Source organism: Armatimonas sp. (assembly GCF_043760365.1).
Taxonomy (GTDB): Bacteria; Armatimonadota; Armatimonadia; order Armatimonadales; family Armatimonadaceae; genus Armatimonas.
Genome location: NZ_JAYUPA010000523.1, coordinates 1 through 4495, shown reverse-complemented (window position 1 = coordinate 4495; position 4495 = coordinate 1). Strand labels below are relative to the sequence as shown.

Sequence of the window (4495 nt, the reverse complement as noted above, 5' to 3'; positions counted from 1 at the left end):
GGACAATCTCGATCCCGGCACAGAGCATCACCGGAACGGTGGAAGTGTTTGCAAAAGCGCCGAACCAGTTCGCGATGAAGCAGAATATTAAGGGAGTGGGAGAGTCTAGCAGTGGCTTTGATGGGGCGATCGGCTGGTCAAAAGACCCGTTCTCCGGTCTGCGCGTCCTGAGTGGTGCGGAGCTTGCCGCACTCAAGGCGCAGTCATCGCTCTCGCTGCGCCCGGCACAATGGAAGGGTGTCTACGCCAGCGCGGTCTTGTCGGGAACGGTGAAGGTCAATGGAGCATCCGCCTATAAAGTGAAGCTCACGCCCAAGTCAGGCAACCCGGAGACCCAGTATTTTGATGTCAAGACGGGGCTCCAAGTTCGCAGTGATCAGGTTGTCGCGAGCCCTCAGGGCAAGATTTCGGTGGAGTCGTATCTCTCCGATTACCGAACGGTGAATGGAGTCAAGATTCCCTTCAAAACCCGGCAGCTCGTTGGGCAAGCCGAGGTGATTATCCAGTTCACCGAGCTCAAGGTCAATACGACGGTGGACGATGCGAGTTTTGTAAAGCCAAAAGAATAATGATCCAGGTTCAACGTTTGTGCAAGACCTTCACCGACAAGAAACGCGGTGAGGTGCATGCGGTTCAGGAAGTCTCGCTAGACGCGCAGTCCGGCGAGATCTTCGGGGTGCTCGGACCCAATGGCGCAGGAAAGACCACACTGCTGCGAATGCTCGCCACCATTCTGACGCCCACCTCAGGCACGGCAACGGTCGGGGGCTATGATATTGTCCGAGAACCCGAGAAAGTGCGCGCCAAGATTGGCTATCTGACGGGCTCGGCGGGGCTCTATGAGCGCCTCACGGGGCGCGACACCCTGCGCTACTTTGGGGCGCTCTATGGCATGGCGCCCGAGAAGATTGACGCGCGCATCCGGGAGCTGAGCGCTGAGCTGGACATGGCGGATTTTCTGGATGGCCGCTGCGACAAGCTCTCCACGGGCCAGAAACAGCGCGTCTCCATCGCACGCTCGGTGCTGCACGACCCGCCGGTGGTCTTCTTCGACGAGCCGACCAGTGGGCTGGATCTGATGGCGGCGCGAACCGTGGTGCGCTACATCCGGCGCTGCAAAGAGCAAGGCAAGTGTGTGGTTTTTTCGACGCATATTATGAGTGAGGTCGAAGCGCTCTGTGACCGAATTGCCATTATCTACGACGGTAAAGTGGCGGCAATCGGCACGCTCGCCGAGCTACGGGAGCGAGCGGGTGCGGAGTTTTTCGAGACCGTCTTTCTGCGGCTGATCGGGTTCGAGGACTCCCCCCGCCCGGCGGGGGATAGGGGGCACTAATGTGGCGTGTTGTTTTTAAGAAAGAGTTCAAGGAGATCTTCTCCGACTCCCGAACGCGTTTTAATGTGATTGCTAGCCCGCTGCTCATCACGCCGCTCATTCTGGCACTCGTGGGCACCATGGCGCAGAAGCAGGCAAAAGAGGGCCGTAGTGAGACCATCAAAGTGGGGGTGGTTGGGATGCAACGTGCGCCGCAACTGATGGAGGAGCTCAAGGGCGCAAGCAAGATCATTCTGGAGCCCGTGGCAAGTGTTGAGGCGGCGGAGGCCAAAGTGCGTGATCGAAGTCACAAAGCCGCACTGATCCTCCCCGACGATGCCGATGAGCGCCTTGCCAACGGGGACTCGCTCTCTCTTCCTGTGGTTCAAGATGCGGGCAACGAGGCTTCCCAGCAGGCAGCAAAACGCGTTAAAGAGCTCCTTACCGAGCGTGGCGATCTTCTCGCTGCACGGCGCCTCCAGGACGCGGGGCTTTCTAAGCAGCTGGTCAAGCCATTTCTCGTGGGCGATAAGAAGCTCAAAGGCAGTGGCGGCAGTGGGATGCAGCTTCTCGCGACATTTCTTCCCTACATTCTGGCGCTCTCCGCAATCATGGGGGGCCTGATGGCCGCGACCGACTCCGTGGCGGGGGAGAAAGAGCGGGGGACACTAGAGACACTTCTCGTGGCACCTCTTTCGCGCCGTGATATTGCGTTAGGTAAGTTCTGCACCGTGACGGCCACAGCGCTGGTGAGTAGCTTGCTCTCGGTAGTGGGGCTCTTCTGGCCGTTCTATATCAAGCTGCCGTTTTTCCACTGGATGACTCAGGATGGCCTGAGCCTGGGACCGGCGGCCTTTGCGGCGATTTTGCTGGTGCAGCTCCCCTTGGCGGTTCTGGGCTCTGGGGTCTTGCTGGCGATCTCCACAATGGCGCGTAACCAAAAAGAGATGCAGACCATGGTGGGGCCAATTATTCTGGTGGGAAGCGTGGGAGCGATGCTCTCCATGCTCGTGCGCGCCGATGCCGCGCTCTACTGGTCGCTCGTGCCCATCACAAACTCGGGACTGGTGCTCAAACAGGCGCTTCAGGGAATGCTCAACCCGACTTTTGTGGCGCTTGCCTGCGGAACCTCCGTGGTCTACGCTGGTATCGCGGTTGCTTTCGCTGCCAGCCTCTTCAAGCGTGAGAATGTTCTCGCACGGTTTTAGTCCCGCCGCTTCAATCGACGGGAGTGAACACGGAACTTTCTGGGCCCATCGAATGTATTTAGAAGCACTATGGAAGAGCAACTAAGTGAGGAAGATGAGATGAAAGCAGAAGAGACAATGATTGTGGCAGGTGGCTGTTTTTGGTGTGTTGAGGCCGTCTACAATGAGCTGAAGGGCGTGGTAAAGGCGGAGTCTGGCTACTGTGGTGGACGCGGAATTAATCCTACCTATGAGCAAGTTCTTACGGGGCAGACAGGTCACGCCGAGGCGGTCAAGCTCACCTATGACCCCAAAGTGATCTCGTCACGTGATATTCTACGGATCTTTTTCACCGTCCACGACCCCACCACACTCAACCAGCAGGGTCAGGATCACGGCACGCAGTACCGGTCTGCAATCTTTTTTAAGAGTCCGACTGAGAAAATTCTAGCGCGGGAAGTGATGGCGGAGGTTACCAAGGCCAAGATCTGGCGAAATAGGCTGGTCACCAGTCTGGAACCACTGACGGTTTTCTACAAGGCTGAGGAGTACCACCAGAACTACTTCCAAAACTTCACCAAGGCGGACTATTTCAAGAAGATGAAGATGAACGCGGGGTATTGCCAGTATGTGATCGAGCCCCATGTCGCGGAGTTCCGTAAAAAATACGCGGATCGGCTTAAAAAATAAGAGCACGTGGCTGAGCGGATTCTGATTCTGGGGGCGAGTGATCGAGGGAAGACCTACACAGCGCATCAGCTCGCACGTGAGGCGGCCCGAACCCACAAAGTGGTGCTCGTTGATGCGGACACGGGCCAGTCTGAGCTGGGGCCGCCAGGGACCGTGAGCTGGGCGTGGATGACCCCTGAAGGCCCACAGCGCGGAGGGACACGCTTTGTCGGGGCTCTAAGCCCGGCGAGTGCGGCCTTGGAGCAAGTCGTTGCGCTTCTCGAAGTGGTGCGACAAGCGGAGAGTGCGGGGGTGGGCCTACTCTTTGTGGACACGCCAGGCTACGTGCAAGGGCCGGGCGCACGTCGTTTCCTGGCCGCGCTGGTGCAGGCAATACCTCCGAGCCGAATCTTAGTTCTGGAGCGCGAGGGCGAGCTGGGGAGCCTGCCTGCGATGCTCGCCACACTCAGTGGCGCGGAGCTGACCCCCCTGCCCGTCGCCGATGCCGTGCTGCGTAAGTCCCCCAGTGTGCGCGCTACCCGTCGCCTGACTCGTCTTGCCCGGGCTCTGGAAGATGCCACCGAGCACCAGGTCTCTTTGGAGGAGCTCACCACACTGGGCACTATCCTGGGAACGGGCACGCCTATCGCCCCTCACCTAGCACGCTGGGCAGGCACAGCGCTTCACCTGAGTGCGGTCTACGGAGAGATTTCGGAGTCCACCCTGACGCTCTTTGTGGTGGAGACGTTGCGGTCCGGCTGGGAATCGCTGGTGGGGCCCGTCCTGGATCACTTTGGCGTGGCGCGGGTGCGGGCGCTCTCGCTGACCACGCTGGAGGGAACCTACCTGGGCCTCCACGACGAGACCAGGCGCTTCCTGGGTATTGGCCGCTTTCTCGGCTTCGACCCCGAAACCCAGCGCCTGAAGCTCTCCACGGCTGTTTCCGTAGATCGCCTCACATTGCTTACCTTCGGACGTTTTCGTGTCGCAGCCAACGGGCAGTTTCTGGGGGAACTCAAGCCTGGCGAGGTGTAAAATCACCCCTGGGATTAAGCTACTGGTTATCTTTATACTCCTCGTACCAGGCCATCTGGATTGCCTCTAGCTTAGCTTCGTTTGAGGCCAGCGGGTCGTCGGCGAAGTCTGGGAGCGCTGTGACGAGCTTGTGTAGATCCGTGAAGCGCACGGTCAGCGGGTCCGTGTCCGGGTTGTTGTCGTAGAGCTCGATACCGATATCCTCGGCATCTGTCCAGGCCAGTTTCATACTTGGAAGTGTACCCGATGCTCTGCTCTCAGGTACAATCGCCTCGTGACCTTTCTGCCC

5 protein-coding genes and 1 pseudogene are annotated in these 4495 nt (G+C 58.9%); 5 read left to right on the top strand and 1 reads right to left on the bottom strand.

Going from position 1 to position 4495, the window contains the following annotated elements:
* The 5 genes and pseudogenes from ACH2EH_RS12235 to ACH2EH_RS12215 all read left to right on the top strand — a co-directional run.
* Nucleotides 1–569, top strand: a pseudogene (locus ACH2EH_RS12235) (hypothetical protein); the annotation flags it as partial.
* Complete coding sequence (locus tag ACH2EH_RS12230; protein WP_395142040.1) at nucleotides 569–1336, top strand: ATP-binding cassette domain-containing protein; 768 nt, start codon at nucleotides 569–571, stop codon at nucleotides 1334–1336. The pseudogene ACH2EH_RS12235 and the gene ACH2EH_RS12230, both read left to right, overlap by 1 nt.
* Entirely contained in the window at nucleotides 1336–2523 is a 1188-nt protein-coding gene (locus tag ACH2EH_RS12225) for an ABC transporter permease (protein ID WP_395142038.1), read from the top strand. Before ACH2EH_RS12230 ends, ACH2EH_RS12225 begins: the two co-directional genes overlap by 1 nt.
* Before the next feature lie 99 nt (nucleotides 2524–2622).
* Nucleotides 2623–3192 (top strand): peptide-methionine (S)-S-oxide reductase MsrA, encoded by a 570-nt coding sequence (gene msrA / locus ACH2EH_RS12220; RefSeq protein WP_395142036.1) that lies wholly within the window; start codon nucleotides 2623–2625, stop codon nucleotides 3190–3192.
* Nucleotides 3193–3198: 6 nt separating this feature from the next.
* Complete coding sequence (locus ACH2EH_RS12215; RefSeq protein WP_395142034.1) at nucleotides 3199–4206, top strand: Clp1/GlmU family protein; 1008 nt, start codon at nucleotides 3199–3201, stop codon at nucleotides 4204–4206.
* 19 nt (nucleotides 4207–4225) lie between these two features.
* Here ACH2EH_RS12215 and iscX read toward each other — a convergent pair whose 3' ends face one another.
* On the bottom strand, nucleotides 4226–4435 hold the full coding sequence (gene iscX, locus ACH2EH_RS12210) for a Fe-S cluster assembly protein IscX (RefSeq protein ID WP_395142032.1): 210 nt from the start codon (nucleotides 4433–4435) through the stop codon (nucleotides 4226–4228).
* Nucleotides 4436–4495 lie beyond the last annotated feature (60 nt).